This window comes from Sphingomonas sp. (genome assembly GCA_019635535.1).
Taxonomy (GTDB): Bacteria; Pseudomonadota; Alphaproteobacteria; order Sphingomonadales; family Sphingomonadaceae; genus Allosphingosinicella.
The window spans coordinates 983,204-1,001,841 of the sequence record JAHBZH010000001.1 but is presented as its reverse complement, the minus strand read 5'-3'; the positions used below and the strand labels follow the sequence as shown (position 1 = coordinate 1,001,841).

The window sequence follows — 18,638 nt, the reverse complement described above, 5'->3', positions numbered from 1 at the left end:
TCGAGTTCACGAGCTTATGCGTCCCGTTTTCACCCTCCTGGCCGCGGTCGCGGCGCTCGCCGCCATTCCGGCCGATGCGCAGCGCCTGTCGCCGATGCGCGGCGAGCAGATCGAGGCCTATCGCGCCAATCGCGACGGCGAGATCCTGTCGCTGCCGGAAATCCGCGCGCGCGTGCGCGTACCCAATGCCGAGTTCATCGGCGCCGATTTCGACGGCCGCGTCTACCGCCTCAAATATATGCGCGGCTCCGAAGTGATCTGGATCGACGTCGACGCCCGCACCGGCCGCGTGATCGGCCGGCAATAAGCGTCCCATCGCGCGGCGCATGCTGGCGCGCCGCCCTCCTCTTCCCATATACGTACGCGGAACATATGACGGGCGCGCGGCTTTGGTCCGCGCCGGCCGGAGTGAAGGGAAAAGATCATGCGGGTTCTGATCGTCGAGGACGAGCCCAATCTCGGGCGCCAGCTGCGCGCGACGCTGGAAGGCGCGGGCTATGCCATCGATCTCGCCACGGACGGCGAGGACGGCCATTATCTCGGCTCCACCGAAACCTATGACGCGATCATCCTCGATCTCGGCCTGCCCGAGGTGGACGGGCTGACCGTGCTCGATCGCTGGCGGCGGGAGGGGATGAAGGTCCCGGTGCTGGTGCTGACCGCGCGCGACAGCTGGTCGGACAAGGTGGCGGGTCTCGACGCGGGCGCCGACGACTATCTCGCCAAGCCCTTCCAGACCGAGGAGCTGATCGCCCGGCTGCGCGCGCTGATCCGCCGCGCGTCCGGCAATGCGAGCTCCGAGCTCATCGCCGGCGACGTCCGGCTCGACACCCGCTCGGGCAAGGTGACGCTGGACGGCGAGCCGGTGAAGCTGACGGCGCAGGAATATAAATTGCTGTCCTACCTGATGCACCACAAGGGCAAGGTGGTCAGCCGCACCGAGCTGATCGAGCATATCTACGACCAGGATTTCGATCGCGATTCGAACACGATCGAGGTGTTCGTGACGCGCATCCGCAAGAAGCTCGGCCCCGACGTCATCACCACCATCCGCGGCCTCGGCTATTCGCTCGAGGACCCGAGGGGTTAGGGCGTGCGCCCCCGGTCCCCGACGGCCGGGGGTGTGCGCCCTCAGGCGATGTTCATGCGCCGCGCGTCATGCCCCCGACAGCGGGGGCAGGCGATGACGATCCGGCGATGAAGCTATTCGATATCTCGCGGCGCTTCCTGGTGCGCTTCCGTCCGCGCGGCGCGGGATCGCTGACGCGCCGGATGATCGGCGTTTCGGCGCTGTGGATCGCGCTGCTGCTCGGCGTCGGCGGCTTCACGCTCGACCGCGTGCTGACGTCGGCGATCACCGACAATTTCGATTCGCAGCTCGATTATGTGCTGACCTCCATGGTCGCCGCGGCGGAGATCGGCCCGGAAGGCGAGGTGCTGTTCAACCGCGCGCCCGCCGACCAGCGCTTCCTGGAGCCCTATTCGGGCCTCTATTACCAAATCAGCGGCGAGGGCTTCGATCCCTTCCCGTCGCGCTCGCTGTGGGACCGGCGGCTCACCGTCGGCCCCTCCTACAGCGACAGCGGCATCCATCTCTACGACAGCGACGAATTCCCGATGGAGCGGCTGCGCGTGATCGAGCGCGACGTGCGCCTGCCCGGCTCGGCGGTGCGCTGGCGCTTCCAGCTCGCCCAGAACCGCGACGCGCTCGATCAGCAGATCGGCGTGCTGCGCAAGACGCTGGTGCGCTCCTTCGGCATATTGGGGCTCGGCCTCATCGTGCTCGGCGCGCTCCAGGCGATCTACGGCCTGTGGCCGCTCCGGCGAATGCGCCGGGCGATCGTCGCGATCCGCTCGGGCGAGAAGTCGCGGATCGACGAACAGCTCCCGCGCGAGATCGAGCCGCTGACCGAGGAGCTGAACGCGCTGCTCGAGCATAACGAGACGCAGGCGGAGGAGGCGCGCCGCCATGCCGGCAATCTCGCCCATGCGCTGAAGACGCCGCTGACCGTCATCACCAACGATGCCACCGCCCATGCGCCCGATCTCGCCGACACGGTGATCCGCGAGGCGCGCACGATGCGCCGCCAGGTCGATCACCATCTCGCCCGCGCCCGCGCCATCGGCCGGCGCGCCAATGCCCAGGCCCGCGCCGAGGTCTGGCCCAGCCTGCAATCGGTCGAGCGCGCGGTCAGCCGCCTCTACGAGCATGTCACGGTCGACATTTGCGGCGACAAACATGCGATCGTCCGGGTCGAGCGGCAGGATCTCGACGAGATGCTCGGCAATCTGATCGAGAATGCCGCCAAATATGGCGGTGGCCGCGTCTTCGTGACGGTGAAGGCCGCGCCCGATGTCGTGGAGATCGAGATCGAGGATGACGGCCCCGGCATCCCCGAGGCGCAGCGTGCCGCGATCTTCGACCGCGGCGCCCGATTGGACACCGGCAAGCCCGGCACCGGCCTCGGCCTCGCCATCGTCCGCGACGTCGCCGAAATCTACGGCGGCTCGGTCGCGCTGGAGGAAAGCGAGGATCTGGGCGGCCTGATGGCCCGGCTGAAACTCCCGGTCGCGGAGATGACGGCCTTGGTGCTGAACCCGGGCCGGCGCTGACCCTTGTTCGTCATTGCGAGCCCGAAGGGCGCGGCAATCCAGCCGGGACTCTGGATCGCCACATGAGTAGGTCGCCGTGTCCCCCGGACACGGCTGTGAACGTCCGGGGGACGTTCACACCTGCTCATCTGTCGCGCCTCGCGATGACGGCTTGAGCTGCTCCCCTCCCACTTGCCTTTGGCTTCTCGCGGGCGCACAGCGCGCGCCATGAGTGCGTCCGTCCTCCCGCTCGCCCCCGGCCCCGCGCCCTCGCTCGATCCGATGATCCAGCTCGTCGCGGCCGATCTCAACCAGGTCAACGCGGTCATCCTCGATCGCATGCAGAGCGAGGTGGCGCTGATCCCGGAGCTGGCCGGCCACCTGATCGCCGGCGGCGGCAAGCGGATGCGCCCGATGCTCACCCTCGCCTGCGCCCGTTTGCTCGATTATCCCGGCACGCGCCACCACAAGCTCGCCGCCGCGGTCGAGTTCATCCACACCGCCACCCTGCTCCACGACGATGTCGTCGACGGCTCGGGCCTGCGGCGCGGCAAGCGCACCGCCAACATCATCTGGGGCAATCCGGCGAGCGTGCTGGTCGGCGATTTCCTCTTCTCGCGCAGCTTCGAGCTGATGGTCGAGGACGGCAGCCTCAAGGTGCTGAAGATCCTGTCGCGCGCCTCCAGCGTGATCGCCGAGGGCGAGGTGAACCAGCTTACCGCCCAGCGCCGGATCGAGACGGGCGAGGACCAGTATCTGGACATCATCGCCGCCAAGACCGCCGCGCTCTTCGCCGCCGCCTGCCGGATCGCGGCGGTGGTCGCCGAGCGCGACGAGGCGACGGAGGAGACGCTGGACGCCTATGGCCGCAATCTGGGCATCGCCTTCCAGCTGATCGACGACGCGATCGACTACGCCTCCGATGCCGCGACGATGGGCAAGGGCGTGGGTGACGATTTCCGCGACGGCAAGGTCACCTTGCCGGTCATCCTCGCTTATGCGCGCGGGCAGGACGGGGACCGCGCCTTCTGGCGCGCGGCGATGAGCGGCGAACGTGCGACCGACGCCGATCTCGCCCACGCCACGGCGCTGCTCCGCGCGACCGGCGCGCTCGACGACACGCTGGAGCGCGCGCGCCATTACGGCCGCCGCGCGCTCGACGCGCTCGGCCCGTTCCCCGCCGGCCGCGCCAAAGCGGCGCTGACCGAGGCGGTGCAGTTCGCGATCCAGCGGGCCTATTGATGCGCCGCCGCCCGACCCGCGCGCCGATGAAGAACGGCTTCGACCGCGTCGGGCTGTTCCATCCCTATGTCGCGTTCGGCGCTGTGATCCTGCTCAACCTTGTGGGGCTCGCGCTGATCCTGTCGGCCATCGTCTGGCTGGGCGACCGGATCGAGGACCATTTCTGGCCCGGCGGCACCGAATGGGTGGATTTCTAGGGCCGTTTTCAGCTTCGGCGCTTCGGCGCCGGCCCGGACGCCCACCCGGCCTCCCAACGACAGTAACGTGAATTGGGAGGCCGGGTGGGGGTGCGGGCCGGCGCCGCGTCTGTTTCAGCCTTGCTGAAACAGATACCAAGCAACCCTTAGCCCCCCGACGCCCGCGCGACCTGCAAGGTATCGGCATATTGCTGGAAGGCGGCGACCTTGCCGTTCGCGACCCGCCAGACATGGACGAGCTGCGCCTTCATCGGCACGCCGGTCGCCTTGTGCGTGCCGTGATAGCGGCCGAGCGCGACGATCGTGTCGCCGGCGTCGAGAATCTCGTCGATCGCCACCGCGAAGCCGTCCCACTCGCCGACGCAGCGCGCGAACACGCCCTCGGCCACCGCCTGCGGCCCGACATAGGGATTGCCGTCCGCATAGGGGAAATTCTCGGCCTCGTTCCACACGATGCCGGGCTGCATCGCGCCCAGCACCGCGCCGACATCGCCGGCCGCGAAGCCGTCGTAAATCCCCCGGATCAGAGCCACATTCGCTTGCGTCATTCCTCGTCTCCCCCCAACGCGATCCGCGCGGGTATGAACCCCGATTGGCCATTTGCAAATGCCGCCGATAGGGAGGCGTTCGTGACCGCGCTGCCCATCCACGCCGTCCTGCCGGACCTGCTCGCCGCCTTGCGCGCGGCCCCGAACGCGGTGCTGGTCGCGCCGCCCGGCGCCGGCAAGACCACGGCGGTCGCGCCCGCCTTGCTGGCCGAGCCCTGGTGCGCGGGCGAAATCCTGCTCCTCTCCCCCCGCCGCCTCGCCGCCCGCGCGGCGGCCGAGCGGATGGCCGAGCTGGCCGGCGAGCGGCCGGGCGAGACGATCGGCTATGCCACGCGCCTCGACAGCAAGCGTTCGGCCAGGACCCGCATCACCGTCCTCACCGAGGGCATCTTCCTGAACCGCATCCAGGCCGATCCGGAGCTGGCCGGCATCTCCGCCGTCCTGTTCGACGAGGTCCACGAGCGCAGCCTCGACAGCGATTTCGCGCTCGCCCTCGCCCTCGACGCGCAAGCCGCATTGCGCCCGGACCTGCGCCTCCTCGCCATGTCCGCCACGCTCGACGGCGCCCGCTTCTCCACCTTGATGGGCGATGCGCCCGTCATCGAGAGCGAGGGCCGCGGCCATCCGATCGCCCTCGTCCATCTCGGCCGCGCCGCCGAGAAACGGATCGAGGACGAGATGGCCGCCGCGATCCGGCGCGCGCTGGCCGAGGCGCGGGGCGGCCTGCTCGCCTTCCTCCCCGGCGTGGCGGAGATCGAGCGCACCGCCGAGCGGCTGACCGGCCTCCCCGCCGATATCGATCTCCACCGCCTGCACGGCGGCCTCGATCCCGCCGCCCAGCGCATCGCCATCGCGCCCGCGCCGCCGGGCCGGCGCAAGCTCGTCCTCGCCACCGCGATCGCCGAGACCAGCCTGACGCTGGACGGGGTGCAGATCGTCGTCGATTCCGGCCTCGCCCGCCGGCCGCGCTACGACCGCGCCGCCGGCCTGACCCGGCTCGTCACCGAGCGCGCCAGCCAGGCCGCCGTGACGCAGCGCGCCGGCCGCGCCGGGCGGCAGGGGCCGGGGACGGTCTATCGCCTGTGGGAAGAGGCCGCGACGCAGAGCCTGCCGCGCTTCGATCCGCCCGAAATCCTGGAGGCCGACCTCTCCGCCTTGCTGCTCGATTGCGCGCTGTGGGGCGTCGGCGATCCCCGGACCCTGCGCTGGCTCGATCCCCCTTCCTCAGCGGCGATCGACGAGGCGCGCCGCCGCCTGACCGGCCTCGGCGCGCTCGACGAGAACGGCCGCCCCACGCCGCACGGCCAGGCGATTGCGGGTTTGCCGCTGCCGCCACGTCTCTCCCATATGCTGATCGCGGCCGAAGCACGCGGATGGGGCGAGACGGCGGCGGACACCGCCGTGCTGCTCTCCGAGCGCGGCCTGGGCGGCAGCGACGCGGACCTGGAGCTGCGCCTGCGCCGATGGCGCGGCGAGCGCGGCAAGCGCGCGGAGGCCGCAAGAGGGTTGGCGCGCAATTGGCTCAAGCTCACCCGTGCTCCCGCGAAGGCGGGGGCCCAGGACGGCCGCCCGACTGGTGCCCCGCCTCCGCGGGGCCACATCGTCGGCGCCTGCATCGCCCTCGCTTTCCCCGATCGCCTCTCGAAACGCCGTGACGCCACCGGCGCCGACTGGATCAGCGCCGGCGGGCGGGGCTTCCGGCTCGATCCCGCCTCCCCGCTCGCCCGCGCGGACTGGCTGGCGGTCGCCGAAGTCGGCGGCGCGGCGTCGGGCGCGCGCATCCTCTCCGCCGCCGCCATCGACCTCGCCACAGTGGAGGCCCTGTTCGCCGGCCGGATCGCCACCGGCGCGCAAATCGCCTTCGATCCCGCCACCGGCGGCGTGCGCGCCAGCCATGGCCGCCATCTCGGCGCGATCCGCCTCTCCGGCGGCCAGGACAGCCGCGCCGATCCCGCCGCGATCGAGGCCGCCTTGCTGGCCGGCGTGCGCGCCCACGGCCTCGCCTTGCTCCCCTGGAGCGACAAGGCCGCGTCGCTGCGCCGCCGCGCCGCTTATGCCCGGCAGGCGGACCCCGCGATCCCCGATCTCTCCGATGCCGCGCTGCTCGCCGGGCTCGACGCCTGGCTCCCCCTGCTGCTGACGGGCCGCAAGCGCCTCGCGGAGATCGATCCCGCCGCTTTGTCCGGCGCGCTCGACGCCTTGCTCGGCTGGGACGCCCGCCGGGCGGTGGACCGGCTCGCCCCCGCGCAGTTCACCACGCCCGCCGGCTCCACCCACGACATCGACTACGAGGCCGAGGCCGGCCCCACCGTCACCGCCCGCGTCCAGGCTTTTTTCGGCCTCGCCGCGCATCCGAAAGTCGGCGACACCCCGCTCGTTCTCGCCCTCACCTCGCCGGCCGGCCGGCCGATCCAGACGACGCGCGACCTGCCCGGCTTCTGGCGCGGCTCCTGGGCGGCGGTGGCGAAGGAGATGCGGGGGCGCTATCCCAGGCATCCCTGGCCCGACGATCCCGCCGCCGCCGATCCGACGCTGCGGACCAAGAAAGCCAGCCGGCGTTCAGGAAGCGCCGGTCATCAAAGCTGAACCCATGATCCGTTTTCCGGCCTCGTGCACGCTCGTCGGCGCTTTGTGCATGTCTCCCGCTCTGGCCGCCAATGGCCCGCCCGAGCGGGAATCCAGCGTCGTCGTCTATGGCGACGATCCCTGTCCGGCGCCGGCCGCGGATGCCGGCGAGGACGCGGAGATCGTGGTCTGCGCCCGCCGGCCGGAGGAGGAGCGCTACCGCATCCCCGCGCCGCTGCGCCAGACCGCGCCCGCCGAAGTCGCCTGGGGATCGCGGGTCGAGGCGCTGGAGGATGCCTCGCGCGATGGCCGGCCGGACAGCTGCTCGGTCGTCGGCAGCTATGGCCAGACCGGCTGCATGCAGCAGATGATCCGCCAATGGTATGCGGAGCGGCGGGCCCGGCGCGACTGACGCCGCGGCCAGGGCGCCTTCCCACAGGCAGCCTGCTACAAAATTAGCAATGCCGGTCAGTGCGCCGCCTGTCTTAGCATAGTAAGACAGCTGCGCACGGCGGGAGGGGCGCGCCCGTGCGATGTGCAATTTGACAGGATCGGATTTGTCATGATCGGTTTCACCCAATTCATCTCGCGCCGCACCCTCGGCCATATCGCATTCGTCGGCGCCAGCATCGTCGCGGTCGCGCTCGCCGTGCCCGCCGCCGCCCACCAGGGCGCGACCTCGGCATCGCCGTCCGCGGGCCTGTCGAGCAGCGCCGACGGCGGCGGCGCGAGCGCGCCGGCGCCGCGCCGGAATCGGGCCGGTGCGGGCGAACGGCGCATCTGCGTGGACGCCGCCTATACCGGCACCCGCATCCCGCGGAGGATCTGCAAGACGGAAAGCCAGTGGGAGGCCGCCGGCGGCCTCGAGCAGCTGACCGACCGCTGATTGCCGGATCGGCTTCCGCCCCGCGGCGAGCTGGGGCGGCGCGGCTCCTCTCTCTCCCCCAAGGAGAGGGGAGCCGCTTCAGTTTCGGGCCGGAGGGGTCCCGCGACGAGGCTCAGCGGCTCAGCGCGGCCACCAGGTCGAGCGCCCTGTTTGCCAGCGCGCGCAATTCCTCGCGGGAATAGCCCGCCCGGGCGCGGCCCGAAATCTCGTAATGATTGGCGACCATCACCATCGCGAGCGCGTGCGGATCGGCGTCGGGGGAAATCTGGCCCGCCTCGATCGCCTTCTCGAAACGGCGGACCAGGGCGCGGTCGAGCGAGTCCATCGCTTCGCGCACGGTGCGCGAGATTTCCGGATCCTCGGACGCTTCGGGCATGGCGGTGTGCATCATGAAGCAGCCGGAACCCAGCTCGTCCTTGCCCATGAACTTGTCGATCGACCATTCCGTCATCGCCCGCAGCGATTCGGTCAGATCGGGCATGGCGAAGGCCTCGGCGAATTCGGCGCGGATGTCGGCGAGATAATTGTCGAGCGCCGCCAGATAGAGTTTCCGCTTGTCTCCGAACGCGCCGTAGAGGCTGGGCTTGTGCAGGCCCGTGGCGGCGGCGAGCTGATCCATCGAGGTGCCGGCATAGCCGTATTTCCAGAAGGTATCGCGCACCCGGTCCAGCACCTGGTCGGTGTCGAAGCTGCGCGGGCGGCCGCGGGGCGATGCCGGATTTTTTTGTACCATGCGTTATAAAAACCTTGCCGTCGGCATTTCTATACTATACGGTATGGTACATAAATAGCAGATGGAGGTTCCGATGACCAGTCCCCTTCGCCACGTTCTCGCGATCTTCCCCGCCGCCGCGCTGGGGCTCGCTTTGCCCGCGCTGTCGCCCGCTTTCGCGGCGTCCGAGGCGGAAGGCCGCGCCGTCGCCCAGTGTCGCGCCGAGCTGGCGCGCCAGTTCCCGGAAGGCGCGCTCCGTTCGCAGCGCGTCGGCGCGATCTCCGGCAATGCGCGGCAGACCCGCGTGACGCTCTATGCCAATGCCGATCGGCGTTACACGTTCGATTGCGTCGCGGACGGCGCTGGGCGGATCGTCACCGCGGAGCTGACCCCGCCCAACGCCACACGCCTCGCCGCCGAATCGCGGACCGTCGCCCAGACCCGATAGGCCCAGTCCCGACAGGCAATCGCCGATTGAACCCCTGGCCGGCCCGGCGCGTCCGCGGCCGGCCTTTTTTCGGCACTGGAATCAGGCGCTGAGCCGGCGCTGCTGCTGCTGTCCGACGACGAGCTCGCTCGCCTTCTCGAAAGTCATCGGGCGGCCGAACAGATAGCCCTGGATCTGCTGGCAGCCGAGCTCGCGCATCCGGGTGAAATCGTCGGCCGTCTCGACGCCCTCGGCGGTCACGGTCATGCGGAAGCTCTTGGCGAGCTGGACGATCGCCTGGATGATCGCGACCGTCTCACGGTCGCTGGCGGATTCGCGCACGAAGCTGCCGTCGATCTTGAGCTTGTGGAACACCGCCTTGTTCAGATAGCCCAAAGACGAATAGCCGGTGCCGAAATCGTCGAGCGCGATGCCGACGCCGAGCGCGCGCAGCCGCTTCAGCACGTCGAGCGCGCCGGCGCTGTCGCCCAGGAAGATCGATTCGGTCACTTCCAGCTCCAGCCGGTTCGGCGGCAGCCGGTGGCGGCCCAGCGCCTCGCTGATCGTGTTGGGCAAAGCGGGGAAGACGAGCTGCTTGGCGGAAATGTTGATCGCGACGCTGATCTGCTCCGGCCAGCAGGCCATCGCCCGGCAGGCCTCGTCCACCACCCATTCGCCCAGCTCGATGATCAGTCCCGATTCCTCGGCGATCGGGATGAAATGGTTGGGCGGGACGATGCCGCGCGTCGGATGATGCCAGCGGATCAGCGCCTCGAAGCCGACCAGGCTTTGGTCGGCGGCGTTGATCAGCGGCTGGTAGAGGAGCCGGAATTGCTTGAGCGCGATGCCGGCCTTGAGATCGCGCTCCAGCCGGAGCCGGTCGTCCGCCTCGTTCTGCATGTCCGCGTCGAAGAAGCAGCAGGTGCCGCGTCCCTTCGCCTTCGCCTGATACAGCGCGAGATCGGCCTTCAGGATCAGATCGTCGACGCTCTGCCCGTCGAGCGGGCCGAAGGCGCAGCCGATCGACACGCCGATCCTGAGCTCCGCCTTGCCGACATGATAGGGCTCGGCGATGACCGCGATCACGCGCCGGGCCAGCGCGTCGACCACCCGGCGGCTGCGTGCCTCGCGGATCACCACGGCGAATTCGTCGCCGCCCATCCGGCCGACCAGACCTGCCTGGCCGACCTCGTGCTTCAGCCGCTCCGCCACGCTTCTCAGCACGGCATCGCCCTTGGGATGGCCGAACGTGTCGTTGACCGGCTTGAAGCCGTCGAGGTCGAGGAACATGATCGCGCAGGGCGATCCGCTGGCGTTCGCCGCCGACAGCGCTTCGCCCAGCAACTGGCGCACGCGACCGCGATTGGGCAGGCCGGTCAGCGCGTCCTTGTTGGCGAGCTCGGTCAGCCGTTCCTGGTTCTTGCGCACTTCGGTCACGTCCTGGCCGACGCCGCGAAAGCCCTGGAACTGGCCGGCCATGTCCACGATCGGGTCGCCGGACAGGCTGATCCAGCGCGTGCCGTGCCGGGTCTTCAGCTCCATTTCGAGATTCGAGAAGGGCTGGCGGGCGAGCAGGGTACGACCCAGCGCGCTGCTGCCGCCCAGCGAGGCGGGCAGCGAATGGCCGACGAGCTGGCTGGTCGAGCGCCCGAGCAGCGCGGTCATCCGCGCGGAGATATAGGCGACGCGGTTCTCGGCATCGACCTGCCACAGCCAGCCGACGCCGCGATGCTCATATTCGTTGAGCAGCAGGCGCACCGATTCCCACTGGGTGCGGGTGCGCGCGCTGGCCTTGAGATGGCCGTAGATCCAGCGGCTCAGCCGCGCCACGCCGAACGCGGCGACGCCGGCGATCAGCACGAAGGTCAGCGCGATCTTGAGATCGAGCGAACCGCTGCCGAAATAATGGGCGATCGAGAAGGCCGCGGTGAAGGTGGCGATCCAGGCGACCGCCGCGGCCGGGATCGCGGCCAGCGCGACCGCGGCGACGATCATCGTCGCCATCGCGCCGCCGATCACGACCTGGACGTGCGGCGGTTGCGTGGCGAAACCGTAAACCGGCAGCGCGCACCACAAAGCCGCCAGCGCCGCCGACTCGGCCACCGCGATCCAGCGCGCGCCCAGCCGCACATTGCGGCCGCCGCCCCAGGATGCCGCCAACATCGCCCGCCGGTAGGACAGGAGATTGGCGAACGCGACCAGCGCGGCCCAGCCGATCACCAGATCGTCCCGCAACGTGCCCGCCATCGCCCAGGCGGTGATCGCCGCCGCCGCGCTCGCGGCGATGGCGAAGAAGCCGGCGAACAGGCCCCGCGCCTCGACCTGGCCGTTATGCAGGTGCGCGTCGCGCAGCCGCTCGGTCGCCACGTCGAACGCGAGCGAATCCACGCCCGCGTCCGCGGCCTGGGCCTGGTCGAAATCCTCGCGGGAGACCGGGGCGTGAATCATGGGTTGCCGGGCTTGTCGAACACCGGCTCGCCCTACGCCCGCAGGGCTTGATGGATCGTTAAATCCGAATCGGTCCTAACATCTTGAAATCCGGCTAGCCTTGCCGTCCCAAGGCGCGATCCACCGATCCCTGCGTCACGCTGTGATAGGAGGCGCGGGTCCGATCGTAGAGGCGCAGCGCGATCGGCCGCCCCCAGGCCGCGTCGCGATACAGCGTTTCGAACAGCGGCAGCACGAACTTGCGCCGGCCCTGTTCGGCCAGGAATCGCTCCACCGCCGGCACGGCCGGCTGGTAGCGATTGGCGAGCGCGAGCTGGAACCAGGCGAACAGGGTCTCGGCGTTGGTGCTCGCCGTCAGGCCGAAGGCCCGGTCGAGCGCCGCCAGCCGGTCCGCCGGCATCGTGCGCGGCAATCCGTTCAGGAACCTGAGCCGCTCCGCCGTGGTCCAGCCGCGATAGGGCACGTCCGCCGACGCGCCGCTGCGGCCATAGGCGGCGAGCGCTTCGTCCACGCCCGCGAAGGCCGCCGGATCGGGCCGCGCGACATTGTCGGGCAGGCCCGGCTGATAGGCCCAGCGATCGAGCTGCAGCCGCGCCTCCAGCCCCGCATCGCCGCGTACCAGATGCTCCCGGATGTCGGCCAGGAAACGCGCCGTCGTCATCGGCTGGAACGCATGCCGCTCGAAATAGGAGGTGAGATAGGCGTCGAACCGATCGCGCCCGACGATCCGCTCGATCGTGCGCAGGAAGAAGGCGCCCTTGTCGTAGACGATCCCGCTCGATCCGTCGTCCGGCCCGCCGTCGCCGCGCAGCCGCGTGCCCGGCGCGTCGTTGCCCAGCTCCGCCAGCGCCTTCTCGATCTCGGCGAACGAAAGCGCCGCCTCCTGCTCGGCCCGCGCGCGCCCGTAGATCGCCTCCATGATCCGGTTCTCGAAATAGGAGGTGAAACCCTCGTTCAGCCAGCCGTCCGGCCAGGTCGCGTTGGTGACGAGATTGCCCGACCACGAATGCGCCAGCTCGTGCGCGACGAGGCCCACCAGGCTCTTGTCGCCGGCGATGAAGGTCGGCGTCAGGAAGGTGAGCGTCGGATTCTCCATCCCGCCATAAGGGAAGCTCGGCGGCAGCACGATCACGTCGTAACGGCCCCAGCGATAGGGCCCGTAGAGCCGCTCCGCCGCCTCGACCATCGCCTCGGTGTCGGCCAGCTCCGCCGCGGCGCGGTCGAGCATCTCCGGCTCGGTCCAGACGCCCGTGCGCGGCCCCAGCTCCCGGAAGGCGATGTCGCCCGCCGCGATCGCGATCAGATAGGGCGCGACCGGATTGTTCATCCGGAAGCGATAGGCCCGCCATCCCTCTCCGGCGGGCTCGCCCTCGGGCGTCAGCCGCTCGCCGGACATGACGACCTTGAGCGGCTCCGGCGCGGTGATCCGCGCTTCCCAGGTCTGGCGGATGCCGGGGCTGTCCTGGGTCGGGATCCAGGTCCGGTTGAGGATCGCCTGGCCCTGGCTGAACAGATAGGGATGCCGCCCGCCCGCCGTCTGCTCCGGCGTCAGCCATTGCAGCGCCTCGGCATCCGGCGCGCTGGCATAGCGGATCGCGATCCGCGCCGGCGCCCCGCTTTCGCCGAACCGGATGGTCAGCGGCTGGCCCTTCTCCGGATCGTTCGCGCCCAGCGCATATTCGAGCGCCCGGCCGTCCCCGTCGGTGACGCTCTCGATCTCCAGCCCCTTGGCGTCGAGGACGATCTCGCGCGCGCCGTCCGCGGCCTGGATGTCCAGCGTCGCCGTCCCGCGCATCCGCTGCCCTTCGAAATCCGCGTCGAGATCGAGCGCCACATGCGTCACCCGCGCCACTTCCGGCCGGGCGTAGGTCGAGCCATCCACCGCGTCCGGCCCGCTCAGCACCGGGGCCACCGTCCGCGCGCTTTCCGCCGCGATATTCTGCCCGTTCCCGTCCGGCACCGTGCAGGCGGCGAGGGCGAGCGTGAGGGCGGCGAGAATCAGGCGGCGCATCGGCGGGCTCCGGCGAAGGGGGAAGGAAAGGTCGGCATGGCTAGCCCAACGCCCGCGGCAAGGGAAGGTTCGCGCAAGCCGGTGGCCGCTTCAGCCGAACCAGCCGCCGCCCGGGCGCTTCACGTTGCGGTAATCGCCATGCCCGCGCCTGAACTCGCGTTCGATCCGCGCCCGGCGCAGGCGGACGGCGAGCGCGATCGCGGCGGCGAGCAGGACGAGGGCGAGCAAACCCAGCCCCAGGGCTTCGCGCATGACGAGACTCCCGGACATACATGTCCGCCCGTCAAGACGCGCGGAGGCGCCGTCCGTTCCCCGCCGCTGCGGCGGACCGAAGCCTTTGAGACCAGAAAGAAAAATCCGCCGCCGCCACAACCTTGCAATGTAGGAAATGTTCGCGTCCCGTTCCGGTTTTGAAAGGAACCAGGCATGCAGGACCAGACGCAGCGCCTCCCCACGCCCAGGGCCACCCTCCCCGATTTCGCCCCCGTCCCCCGCAAATGCCCGCGCCATGACGGCTGGACCCCGGAGCGCCAGCGCGCCTTCGTTGCCGCATTGGCCGACACGGGCTGCGTGGCGATCGCCGCGCGCATGGTGAACATGAGCCCCGAAAGTGCCTACATGCTCCGCCGCGCGCCGGGCGCCGAAAGCTTCCGCAAGGCATGGGAGGCGGCGCAGGGCCTCGGCCTCCAGGTCGTGAAGGACGAGGCCTTCCACCGCGCCATGCACGGCCAGCTCGTCCCCGTCTTCGTCGCCGGCAAGCTGATCGGCTTCCGCCGCAAGAAGAACGACCGCCTGCTGATGTTCATCCTGCGCCACTACGGCCAGGACGCGAGCGGCCGCCGCACCACCATCAATTACTTCTCGACGAAGGCAACGGCGGGAGCGGCAGCAAATCCTCCCCGGAACGGGGAGGGGGACCATGCGCAGCATGGTGGAGGGGTCGAAAGCCCCACCCTCACCGCCGCCGAAGCCGCCACCACCACGGTGAAAACCGTCATCACCGGCACGCCCGGCCCATCCGAAGCCCGCCCCGGCGGTGGCGAGGCCGCCCGCCTCCTCGAAAGCTTCGCCGGCGTCGCTCTCGACGCGCAGGCGAAGGCCGACATCTACCGCGCCCTCGAACAGGCCGCCGAGCGCCGCCGCGCGCTGGAGGCGGATCCGGCCGAGGACCCCGAGCTCTGGTATGTCGGCGCGGACGAGGCCGGCCCCTATGTCGGCGAGCTGGAGATCGGCGACGCCCCGGAGGAGATCGCCCACCGCCCCGATGGCGAGCATCGCTGGGAAAGCCTGGGCGAAGGCGGCCATGCGGCGGAAATCGACCGCGTGGTTGAGGAGATGCAAGCCCGCCTCGCCAGCGAAGGCACCTGTCCTGAGCCTGTCGAAGGGCCGGAAGCGCGCACCGCCCACGTAGCTGCCGCCCGCGCCGCGACCGCCGCCAGCATCGAACACCGGACGAACGCCCTCCCGGCACCTGTCCCGGACGGCGTCGAAGCGGACGACCCGCAACTCGATTGGCGCAACTGGAAAACCGGCGAATATGTGCCGCCACTGCCTCCCCTCCCGCTTGCGGAAGGGCATCAAGGGGTGGGCAAGGCGGAAGGTGAAGAGGCCGTCCTTTCACCTCGCCCCATCAAGAACGAAGGCCCGGCCCCGGCGAAGGCCGGGAGCAAACCGCGCAAACCCTACAGGAAGCGCCGGCCCAAGCCGCCTTTCACGGCACCGGACGAGGCCGCCGAAGCCCGCGCCCGCCAGGAGGTGGCGGCGCAAAGACGCGAGGCTGCGAAGGCTGAGGCGACGCGGCGCGAGAGGAGGAAGGCCTAAGCCGGTTCGATTTGAGTCCTGCGAGGGCTGGCCACACCCACCGTTACTGCTTAGCTACAGCAACTGCCCATTGAAAACCAAGTCGTGCGACGAGGCAACTAGTAGCTCGGTCGTCTGTCCTCGATGGGCTGCCTTGCCGGCCATCTCGCTTCCGCGTTCCTGTGAAACCAAAGTGTAGCGGTCGGAATACAGGGCACGGACATTATCGTGATCCCCATTCGTAAGCAAAAATTCTACGCCCCGATCCGACGCCCTCGATAAGCACGCTGCTAATCGTACTTGATCATCCCAACTAAATATCTTCTCGTTATATTCGATGAAGCCATTGCCGTTGTGTTTTACAGTATATGGAGGGTCCAAAAATACAAAATCCCCATCTTCACATCGGTCAATCACTGTCTCAAAATCTTCTACTATAATCTCTGCCGTCTTAAGTTTCTCAGACCAAGCCGTAAACTCCTGTCGATCTCGAAGCTCGTAGAGCTTCGTACCTATCGGCACGTTAAATTTCCCGGCTAAATTCACGCGGAACAGGCCGTTGAAACAGGCACGGTTGAGGTAGATCATGGCAGCAGCATCGTCTAATGATACGAAGCCGAGCTGGCCGCGGACTGAATAGTAATAATCGCTGTCGTGAAGATCAAAGTGCTTTTGAAGCGCCTCACATAGGTGAGATGGGTCGTCTCTCATCCAGCGATAGGCGTTGATTAGGTATGGGTTGAGATCAGACAGCACGGCACCTGAGGCATCCTGTGAGAAGAAAATCGCTCCTCCGCCCAAGAAAGGCTCTACGTAGCGCCTGGCCTTGGGAAAGCGGACTGAGCCGGTGCTGGCAAGCCAACGCTTGCCTCCCGCCCATCTAAGGAATGGACGCATCAAAAGCCTCCGTCGGCATAGGCCGGAGGCAAATTGCTTCGGAGGTGATCAACAACGATAGCTAATATCTCGATATCAGCCGGCTTGTATGCGCGTCCACTTGGATGAGCAGCCACCCGCCTGATCTTGTTAACAGCGTCAAACCAACTCGCGTAGAAATGCTTTCCCGAACCATCTGAAGGCAACCGAATGCTCAGTGCCGTTTTAACCTCGTCACGGAGCTCCTTCATTCCAGCAAGCCTAGCGAACTGAATCCAATCAAGATACTCTTCAACAGGAAGCTTCTCTTCAGAATCGTCGTCAATTCTTTTGGTCTGACAAGCTTTCTGCACTTCCTTTGGAACCACGACGTCAAAGTAGTCGTCTCCAAACTTATGTCGTAGTTCGTCTTTTATATATGACGGAACAACTGCTTGAATCCACTTTACCTGTCGGTCTGCTTGTTCAGTAATTTCCTCCGAAGTGACTCTCTGATATTCTTCAAAGCCATCAGGTTTCAGGTCAGGCACATCTGGCTCAATCAGCTCGAACAGGCGAAAGAAATATTGATGATACCCGCTGCTACCAAAAATAACTGTGAGACGAGTTTTAAACTCCTCATCATCTGTTGCCTTGATGTAATCGAACATTCTTGCCATAAGTGGATGAATGAGTCCGTACAACTGTTCTACTTCGATAGACGAAGGATGCAGGTCGTCACGATATGCGACATACCTTATAAGCTCACTTAGAAGCCGTATCTGGCTTCCCACTCCAAGATTAGTGCACAGTGAGCCAAGGCGGCCGGCCTCCCATCGCTCCGGATTGGCCTCGCGAATATACTCAAAATGAAGATTGAGGAGAGCCACGAGGCGCAATAAGCTATCTTCCGATGAGCCCATCCAGCACGGACCGGGCAGGATCTCTCCAGTCTTAGGGTGAACCGATCCCAGGAGCTCGGATAGACCGATTCTCTCCTGAATGCTTCGTAAATTGAGAGGCTGACTTGTGCCAGCGGTGATACCTGGCGAAACGACCTTCCCCTCCAGCGGGCCGTTGCCACGAGTGTTCATCAAGTCCACTGCCCGCGAGGCGATGGCCGCAAGCCGCTCCTTCGGGTCTTCAGAATCCCACTTGACCTCGCCGTCCAGCGCAGAAAGCAGTGTTGGTGGAACGGTCGCCTGCTTCGCATTTATCTCAACGAAGATATTGGCCTCGGCAGCGGGAGTCACCTTATCAAAGGCCACAAAGAACAACGGAGCCTTATATTCCTCCGACGCAAAAGCCGTTCCATACAGCCTATGCTGGCCATCAATCACCCAACAGCTCTTGTATCTGTCAGGCAGCAAAAGGTGTCCAAATGCGATGCCCGATGTCTCATCACGAGCTTTTTGCTCAAAGCCGGGAGATCGATGAAAGTTAAGCAGAATTGTATTCGGGAAAAAGCCCTTGCCGTCGAGGAAAGCGCCAATCTGCTTTAGACGCCGTGGCGATACTATTCTTTGATAAGAAGGTGCCCCAGAAGGGTCGCGTAGGTCACGATGGTTTACAAAAGCGATACGCAGAATATCTTTGGCTAAAGCAGAAAACATATACGCTGTCGTACCGCCCAGCTTCGTCTTAACAGCAGGAACTTTTCGACCGCTAAGAGCCGGAACTTTCTGATCCTCAAGGTACTCTGCATGAAACTGAAATCGAGCCGCAGGGCCAATTTTTTTCGAGAATTCTTCAAAATAGAGAAGCTCAAGCTCTCTAATGACCTTGATATTATGCTCCTTGGCCCGCTTTAAGTCCTCTGTCGACCATCGCACATTGTCTGTTACAAAGCACCATATGAATTTTGGCTTGAACTCACTTCCATAATGCGACCTTACCGCATCAGCGATCGGTTTCATTAGTCCGGCAAGCTCATTAAGGTCCTTGAGGAGGGATCGCTTAGTGGGGAATTGGCACGCCTTGCACTCGGCTATGACGATGGTTTCGTCATCCTTTCCAAAGACATCGACTTGCTTTGTTGTACCTCCCTCGCCCTTGCCCACGATGACTGTGAAGTGGCGTCCCGCGTTAAGCTCCGCATATCCCAACCGATATAGGACATTCCAGAATCGATTCTCGAGAACTTCGTCGAAACGCTTAGGATGCCGCATCCTCAGGCTGGTCTTGTTCTCACGTTGCACGGTCCAGCCTTGGGCTTCCCGTGTGGCCTGCAAAGCCTTCTCGAAAGTTTCCTCGTCGTAAGCCTTGTTGCGTTTGGCGTGCTCGGCTCGCTTGGCTGCGATCTCGGTTAGAATTTCTCCCAGCATTGCGCCCCCGCAGAACTGATCCAATCGTCAC

Annotated in this window: 17 protein-coding genes; 10 read left to right on the top strand and 7 right to left on the bottom strand. The window is 66.8% G+C overall.

The window, feature by feature from the left end; all coding sequences use genetic code 11:
- Nucleotides 1–16: 16 nt before the first annotated feature.
- From KF780_05155 to KF780_05135, 5 genes are all read left to right on the top strand, one after another.
- A complete protein-coding gene (locus KF780_05155; GenBank protein MBX3561182.1) occupies nt 17–307 on the top strand; it encodes a hypothetical protein in 291 nt (96 codons plus the stop codon).
- 117 nt (nt 308–424) lie between these two features.
- Complete coding sequence (locus tag KF780_05150) at nt 425–1,090, top strand: response regulator transcription factor (GenBank protein MBX3561181.1); 666 nt, start codon at nt 425–427, stop codon at nt 1,088–1,090.
- A gap of 182 nt (nt 1,091–1,272) precedes the next feature.
- Nucleotides 1,273–2,613, top strand: a complete 1,341-nt coding sequence (locus KF780_05145) for a sensor histidine kinase N-terminal domain-containing protein (GenBank protein ID MBX3561180.1) — start codon at nt 1,273–1,275, stop codon at nt 2,611–2,613.
- 207 nt (nt 2,614–2,820) lie between these two features.
- Nucleotides 2,821–3,834, top strand: coding sequence for a polyprenyl synthetase family protein (locus KF780_05140; protein MBX3561179.1), 1,014 nt, complete (start codon nt 2,821–2,823; stop codon nt 3,832–3,834).
- Nucleotides 3,834–4,031 carry a hypothetical protein gene (locus KF780_05135; GenBank protein ID MBX3561178.1) on the top strand — a complete coding sequence of 66 codons (198 nt, stop codon included), beginning with the start codon at nt 3,834–3,836 and terminating at the stop codon, nt 4,029–4,031. The genes KF780_05140 and KF780_05135 overlap by 1 nt, the downstream gene beginning before the upstream one ends.
- Before the next feature lie 146 nt (nt 4,032–4,177).
- On the opposite strand, the gene KF780_05130 is transcribed toward KF780_05135, so the two are convergent.
- Nucleotides 4,178–4,579 carry a nuclear transport factor 2 family protein gene (locus KF780_05130; protein ID MBX3561177.1) on the bottom strand — a complete coding sequence of 134 codons (402 nt, stop codon included), beginning with the start codon at nt 4,577–4,579 and terminating at the stop codon, nt 4,178–4,180.
- 33 nt (nt 4,580–4,612) lie between these two features.
- Between KF780_05130 and hrpB the strand changes: the two genes are divergently transcribed.
- The 3 genes from hrpB (at nt 4,613) to KF780_05115 (ending at nt 8,030) form a co-directional block, all read left to right on the top strand.
- On the top strand, nt 4,613–7,165 hold the full coding sequence (gene hrpB / locus KF780_05125) for an ATP-dependent helicase HrpB (GenBank protein MBX3561176.1): 2,553 nt from the start codon (nt 4,613–4,615) through the stop codon (nt 7,163–7,165).
- 4 nt (nt 7,166–7,169) lie between these two features.
- A complete protein-coding gene (locus tag KF780_05120; GenBank protein ID MBX3561175.1) occupies nt 7,170–7,556 on the top strand; it encodes a hypothetical protein in 387 nt (128 codons plus the stop codon).
- Nucleotides 7,557–7,706: 150 nt separating this feature from the next.
- Nucleotides 7,707–8,030 carry a hypothetical protein gene (locus tag KF780_05115; protein MBX3561174.1) on the top strand — a complete coding sequence of 108 codons (324 nt, stop codon included), beginning with the start codon at nt 7,707–7,709 and terminating at the stop codon, nt 8,028–8,030.
- Between the two features lie 112 nt (nt 8,031–8,142).
- On the opposite strand, the gene KF780_05110 is transcribed toward KF780_05115, so the two are convergent.
- The gene (locus tag KF780_05110) at nt 8,143–8,763 is read right to left on the bottom strand and encodes a TetR/AcrR family transcriptional regulator (GenBank protein ID MBX3561173.1); all 621 of its coding nucleotides are present in this window, start codon (nt 8,761–8,763) and stop codon (nt 8,143–8,145) included.
- 73 nt (nt 8,764–8,836) lie between these two features.
- On the opposite strand from KF780_05110, the gene KF780_05105 reads away from it, so the two are divergent.
- Entirely contained in the window at nt 8,837–9,190 is a 354-nt protein-coding gene (locus KF780_05105) for a hypothetical protein (protein ID MBX3561172.1), read from the top strand.
- A gap of 81 nt (nt 9,191–9,271) precedes the next feature.
- Here the strand turns inward: KF780_05105 and KF780_05100 are convergent, their stop codons facing one another.
- From KF780_05100 to KF780_05090, 3 genes are all read right to left on the bottom strand, one after another.
- Entirely contained in the window at nt 9,272–11,617 is a 2,346-nt protein-coding gene (locus KF780_05100) for an EAL domain-containing protein (GenBank protein MBX3561171.1), read from the bottom strand.
- A 94-nt stretch (nt 11,618–11,711) separates the two neighbouring features.
- Complete coding sequence (locus KF780_05095; GenBank protein ID MBX3561170.1) at nt 11,712–13,628, bottom strand: M1 family metallopeptidase; 1,917 nt, start codon at nt 13,626–13,628, stop codon at nt 11,712–11,714.
- Between the two features lie 90 nt (nt 13,629–13,718).
- On the bottom strand, nt 13,719–13,880 hold the full coding sequence (locus tag KF780_05090) for a hypothetical protein (protein MBX3561169.1): 162 nt from the start codon (nt 13,878–13,880) through the stop codon (nt 13,719–13,721).
- 174 nt (nt 13,881–14,054) lie between these two features.
- On the opposite strand from KF780_05090, the gene KF780_05085 reads away from it, so the two are divergent.
- Nucleotides 14,055–15,449 (top strand): hypothetical protein, encoded by a 1,395-nt coding sequence (locus KF780_05085; GenBank protein ID MBX3561168.1) that lies wholly within the window; start codon nt 14,055–14,057, stop codon nt 15,447–15,449.
- Nucleotides 15,450–15,503: 54 nt separating this feature from the next.
- Here the strand turns inward: KF780_05085 and KF780_05080 are convergent, their stop codons facing one another.
- A complete protein-coding gene (locus KF780_05080) occupies nt 15,504–16,325 on the bottom strand; it encodes a Dam family site-specific DNA-(adenine-N6)-methyltransferase (protein MBX3561167.1) in 822 nt (273 codons plus the stop codon).
- Complete coding sequence (locus tag KF780_05075) at nt 16,325–18,631, bottom strand: DGQHR domain-containing protein (protein MBX3561166.1); 2,307 nt, start codon at nt 18,629–18,631, stop codon at nt 16,325–16,327. The genes KF780_05080 and KF780_05075 overlap by 1 nt, the downstream gene beginning before the upstream one ends.
- Between the last annotated feature and the right edge of the window lie 7 nt (nt 18,632–18,638).

Coding starts and splice junctions, on each gene's coding strand:
- KF780_05155 (MBX3561182.1), top strand. CDS start 17: ATGCGTCCCGTTTTCACCCTCCTGGCCGCGGTCGCGGCGCTCGCCGCC.
- KF780_05150 (MBX3561181.1), top strand. CDS start 425: ATGCGGGTTCTGATCGTCGAGGACGAGCCCAATCTCGGGCGCCAGCTG.
- KF780_05145 (MBX3561180.1), top strand. CDS start 1,273: ATGATCGGCGTTTCGGCGCTGTGGATCGCGCTGCTGCTCGGCGTCGGC.
- KF780_05140 (MBX3561179.1), top strand. CDS start 2,821: ATGAGTGCGTCCGTCCTCCCGCTCGCCCCCGGCCCCGCGCCCTCGCTC.
- KF780_05135 (MBX3561178.1), top strand. CDS start 3,834: ATGCGCCGCCGCCCGACCCGCGCGCCGATGAAGAACGGCTTCGACCGC.
- KF780_05130 (MBX3561177.1), bottom strand. CDS start 4,579: ATGACGCAAGCGAATGTGGCTCTGATCCGGGGGATTTACGACGGCTTC.
- hrpB (MBX3561176.1), top strand. CDS start 4,613: ATGAACCCCGATTGGCCATTTGCAAATGCCGCCGATAGGGAGGCGTTC.
- KF780_05120 (MBX3561175.1), top strand. CDS start 7,170: ATGATCCGTTTTCCGGCCTCGTGCACGCTCGTCGGCGCTTTGTGCATG.
- KF780_05115 (MBX3561174.1), top strand. CDS start 7,707: ATGATCGGTTTCACCCAATTCATCTCGCGCCGCACCCTCGGCCATATC.
- KF780_05110 (MBX3561173.1), bottom strand. CDS start 8,763: ATGGTACAAAAAAATCCGGCATCGCCCCGCGGCCGCCCGCGCAGCTTC.
- KF780_05105 (MBX3561172.1), top strand. CDS start 8,837: ATGACCAGTCCCCTTCGCCACGTTCTCGCGATCTTCCCCGCCGCCGCG.
- KF780_05100 (MBX3561171.1), bottom strand. CDS start 11,617: ATGATTCACGCCCCGGTCTCCCGCGAGGATTTCGACCAGGCCCAGGCC.
- KF780_05095 (MBX3561170.1), bottom strand. CDS start 13,628: ATGCGCCGCCTGATTCTCGCCGCCCTCACGCTCGCCCTCGCCGCCTGC.
- KF780_05090 (MBX3561169.1), bottom strand. CDS start 13,880: ATGCGCGAAGCCCTGGGGCTGGGTTTGCTCGCCCTCGTCCTGCTCGCC.
- KF780_05085 (MBX3561168.1), top strand. CDS start 14,055: ATGCAGGACCAGACGCAGCGCCTCCCCACGCCCAGGGCCACCCTCCCC.
- KF780_05080 (MBX3561167.1), bottom strand. CDS start 16,325: ATGCGTCCATTCCTTAGATGGGCGGGAGGCAAGCGTTGGCTTGCCAGC.